The sequence below is a fragment of the Moorena sp. SIO2C4 genome (genome assembly GCF_010672485.1).
Taxonomy (GTDB): Bacteria; Cyanobacteriota; Cyanobacteriia; order Cyanobacteriales; family Coleofasciculaceae; genus Moorena; species Moorena producens.
The window spans coordinates 1-3,973 of the sequence record NZ_JAAHGN010000711.1 but is presented as its reverse complement, the minus strand read 5'-3'; the positions used below and the strand labels follow the sequence as shown (position 1 = coordinate 3,973).

General features: G+C 44.0%; 4 protein-coding genes and 1 pseudogene. 3 read left to right on the top strand and 2 right to left on the bottom strand.

Annotated features, from left to right (window positions below):
- Positions 1–126: pseudogene (locus tag F6K20_RS27680) on the bottom strand (30S ribosomal protein S1); the annotation flags it as partial.
- A 708-nt stretch (positions 127–834) separates the two neighbouring features.
- Here F6K20_RS27680 and F6K20_RS27675 point away from each other — a divergent pair.
- From F6K20_RS27675 to F6K20_RS27665, 3 genes are all read left to right on the top strand, one after another.
- Positions 835–1,968 carry a ferrochelatase gene (locus F6K20_RS27675; RefSeq protein WP_287296816.1) on the top strand — a complete coding sequence of 378 codons (1,134 nt, stop codon included), beginning with the start codon at positions 835–837 and terminating at the stop codon, positions 1,966–1,968.
- A gap of 231 nt (positions 1,969–2,199) precedes the next feature.
- Complete coding sequence (locus F6K20_RS27670; RefSeq protein ID WP_008180024.1) at positions 2,200–2,523, top strand: phasin family protein; 324 nt, start codon at positions 2,200–2,202, stop codon at positions 2,521–2,523.
- A 22-nt stretch (positions 2,524–2,545) separates the two neighbouring features.
- The gene (locus F6K20_RS27665) at positions 2,546–3,106 is read left to right on the top strand and encodes an FKBP-type peptidyl-prolyl cis-trans isomerase (protein ID WP_008180023.1); all 561 of its coding nucleotides are present in this window, start codon (positions 2,546–2,548) and stop codon (positions 3,104–3,106) included.
- A gap of 488 nt (positions 3,107–3,594) precedes the next feature.
- Here F6K20_RS27665 and F6K20_RS27660 read toward each other — a convergent pair.
- Positions 3,595–3,973: replicative DNA helicase (locus tag F6K20_RS27660; RefSeq protein WP_287296814.1), on the bottom strand; the 379-nt coding region annotated here is incomplete at its 5' end.

The window sequence follows — 3,973 nt, the reverse complement described above, 5'->3', positions numbered from 1 at the left end:
TAGACTGAATACTGTACCCGGAACTATATCCCCTGGGCTAAAATGATAATCATACTTATCCAGAAGGGCAGCAAAATCTTCGTGAGTGAATCCTATATCTGTAGTTTTTGTTTTCTGACTGAGCATGTGCGTTGTTTGTCCTAGTTTGATTTGGTTTTAATGACTATGCCTCCTGTTGATGTACAAGCACGTCAGCATTGTGCTGCTTACACCGACATTGCGTTGTCCTACTTGTGACATCTCCCACACCTGTTGGGGATCGGGGGTAGGTGTGGGCTTCTCGCCAACCCCAGCTATCGCCATTTCCTTACGAAAACCGATCCGCATTCGGGTACTCGACAAGCTTTACTATTGACGGGATGCCCCACCGCCAAGTTTCTGATTTTATCTGATTTTAATTGCTCTATTCCAATCAGGCTTTTGCTCCACTGTCAATAACCAAGGGCATTTTCGGCTTTGGTTATCAAATAGACATAAATTCACCCCAATTTATGTCCATTATAATTTATTAGACAAAACCTGAACTGAGCTTTCCTTCGAAAAATACCCCACTCCCTTCGCCCAAAGGACGACGCTTGCGCGTTTGGTAGAGGCTAGTGGGCTAATCTCGAACTGATCAGCTCATTTAATAAGATTTAATTAAGACCAGACATCCTATTATAACCTAATCGAGATTTTGTTATTAGTATCTTTACCGAACTTTCCAGGCTATTGTGGTATGTCCTATATCCCCCCATGGGGGATGTTAGCCTAATAAATGCCAGGGGTACATTCTGCACCCAAGACAAAGCAGGGATACCCCAGGAATAGACGTTTAGCCAGTAGGAATACCAAGTGGTTGCCACTCCAGAAAAATCTCAATCAGTAAAACCTTCCCCAACCCATGGTCACGAACGAGTTGCGGTTTTACTCATGGGTTATGGAGAAGTCGAAAGCTACGAAGACTTCGCCAACTACAACGAACAAGCCTTAAACTTGCTTACCGCCAAATTTGCCCCAGTCCCCAACTGGATCTATCCACCCTTAGCCAAAATTTTGGCAATGTTTGACTTCCACGAGTGGGGGCACCAGCATGACAACTTTATTTCACCCCACAACAAGATTTTTGAACAGCAACGGGCAGGTATTGAAAAACACCTGCAAGCTAAATGGGGCGATCAGGTCAAGGTATTCAAAGCCTTTAACTTCTGCGCTCCCTTTCTGCCAGAACAAGTCCTCTGTGAAATTAAGGAGCAAGGGTTCCAAAAACTGCTGATCTATCCCCTGCTAGTGGTGGATTCCATCTTTACTAGCGGCATTGCGGTGGAACAGGTCAATAAAGCCCTAGGGAAATTAGAGGATGGAGATCAACACTGGGTTCAGGGATTGCGTTACATCCCGTCTTTCTATAACGAACCAGAGTACATTAATCTAACTGCTCGATTGGTGGAAGAGAAAATTACTACCGATTTAGCTCAAGCCTATCTCCCCTCCCAAATTGGCATTGTCCTGATGAACCATGGCTGTCCCCACGAAGCTAAAGGATTTGTGTCTGGGATTGACGAAAGTCAGGCATTGTATGAGGCAGTAAGGGAAAAGTTGATGTATAAGTATCCCCTAATCTCTGTGGGCTGGCTTAACCACCAAACTCCCTTAATTAAGTGGACTCAGCCTCACGCGGAGTTAGCAGCCCAGAACCTGATTAACTTAGGGGCTAAGGCGATTGTGTTTATGCCTATTGGCTTTGCCACAGAGAATCACGAAACCCTCTTAGATGTGCATCACATTGTCCACGGTCTAAAACGTCGTAACTCAGAGGTTACCTACCTAGAGATGCCCTGTGTTAATGATCATCCAGAATTCTTAGAGATGGCAGCGGAGTGGGCTAATCCTCAAATTGAGGTACTTGTATCAGAAAATGCTCTATCTATCAATCCCCAGTTGGCAGCTGTGCAGGCATCACAGCACCATCATCACCATCACCACTGATTCACCAGAGCATTTTATTAGGTTGCTTGATACATAGCACCTTCTTGCACCTCCTCCGTTCTCCTCCCGCTGTTCTCCCTCTTCTCCTGTTCTAGGAAAGATGTCACAGAATAGAACTGTAGGCTGGGAATCAATGAAACTTCTCCAATCATAGGAAAGCCTAGTTGATCCCAGCCCCATCAAGTGCCGAGTGACAGGATAACAGGATAACAGGATAACAGGATAACAATTATGGATAATAACGACTGGCTCAAGCAGTTATTGTTGGTTGGGGTTGGCACAACCTCAATGGTTGCCGAAAAACTGCGAGAGGTAAGTGATGAATGGGTCAAAGATGGTAAAATAAACTCCGACCAAGCCACCGCTTTTGTGGATGATCTGATGAATCAGATCAAGTCAGAGCAGGGTAACTTTGAGAGCAACATGGAACGGCAGTTGCGCAATATGTTGCAGGATTTAGGGGTTCCTCGCCAATCAGAAATGGATGAATTGCGAGGTCGTATTGACCGTCTGGAGCGTCAGGTGCGGGATTTAGAAAATAAGCTCTGGCGTTGATAATCAATTAGGAGGACAGACTTTGAAACAAATTCTGATCAGCATAGGCGTTATAGTAGCCTTTGGGTTGCTTTTGGTTGTGGCTCAAGTAGGTATGGGTAAAAAATCTACCACTGCTGGAGAAATTACCAACACTCAGCCGGAAGTAGTGACAACAGCTAACAGTGCTAACCCAGATGTTAATGATAAACGAGATATAGCTATGGATTCTAGTTCAGAAAGCGAAACCAATACTGAGGCTGAGACGGTTACAACACCGTCGGGCTTGAAGTACATCGACGTGGTTGAGGGTGAGGGAGCAATGCCTGAGAAGGGACAGACGGTAGTGGTTCACTACACTGGTACCCTGGAGGATGGTAGTAAGTTTGATAGTTCTCGCGATCGCAATCGTCCTTTTTCCTTCAAAATCGGTGTAGGACAGGTTATTAAAGGCTGGGATGAAGGGGTTGGTTCTATGAAGGTTGGTGGTCGTCGTGAGCTGATCATTCCCCCAGAATTAGGTTATGGTACCCGTGGTGCCGGTGGGGTGATTCCGCCTAATGCTACGCTGAATTTTGATGTGGAATTGTTGAAAATTAACTAGTAAATTAGCAATAAATTAGCTAATTCAGCGATGAACTGAATACTTGCTCCCAGTTGGTGAATTCTCGCTGATTGGGAGTTTTAGTAAACAGAATAACACTAGAAATAGCATCGCCTTTTTGTTACAAAATATTAATAAAACCTGGGTACAAAACTAAAGTTCAGAACTCAATCATTCGATTAAATAGTATTTGATTAAATCTATGTCCTGTAAATAACGTTAGATAAAATAAAGTTAATTTTTGACCTATAATAATTCCAAAATAACCCTCAGTGTAAGCATTCAGCCGTGAGCTTTGGCTCACGCTACGCGAACAGCGGTCAGCAGTCAGCTTTTCATAACTCAGATTAAACTTTTGCTTACTTGTTTGATTCAAAAGTTCCGTAGCTTCCTAATCGCCCATAAGCACATCAAGTAGCACCTCAATTAGCGCATTAGCTGATGGCTGATGGCTGATAGCTGAATGCTTACGCCTCAGTTGTGGTAGGTTACACTCTTTGATTTGCCATATTCAGGAACTTGGTTAACCCAGGTTTAAAGATAAGTTTCACCGTTCCTGTCGGACCATTACGATTTTTAACAATGATGACTTCTGCCGTATCTCCATCGGGTGAATCTGGATTATAATAGGAATCTCTATAAAGCATCATGATTAAATCCGAGTCCTGCTCAATGGAACCCGATTCTCTCAAATCCGACATCATTGGTCGTTTGTTGGTGCGAGACTCCACAGCTCGACTTAACTGAGACAGAGCAACCACTGGGACTTTCAGTTCCCGAGCTAATCCTTTGAGAGAGCGAGTAATCCGAGACAACTCCTGAACTCGATTTTCACTACCACTGCCTTCCATTAACTGTAAGTAATCA

Excerpts from the sequence above, each read along its gene's own strand:
- F6K20_RS27670 (WP_008180024.1), top strand. The coding sequence starts at position 2,200 with ATGGATAATAACGACTGGCTCAAGCAGTTATTGTTGGTTGGGGTTGGC.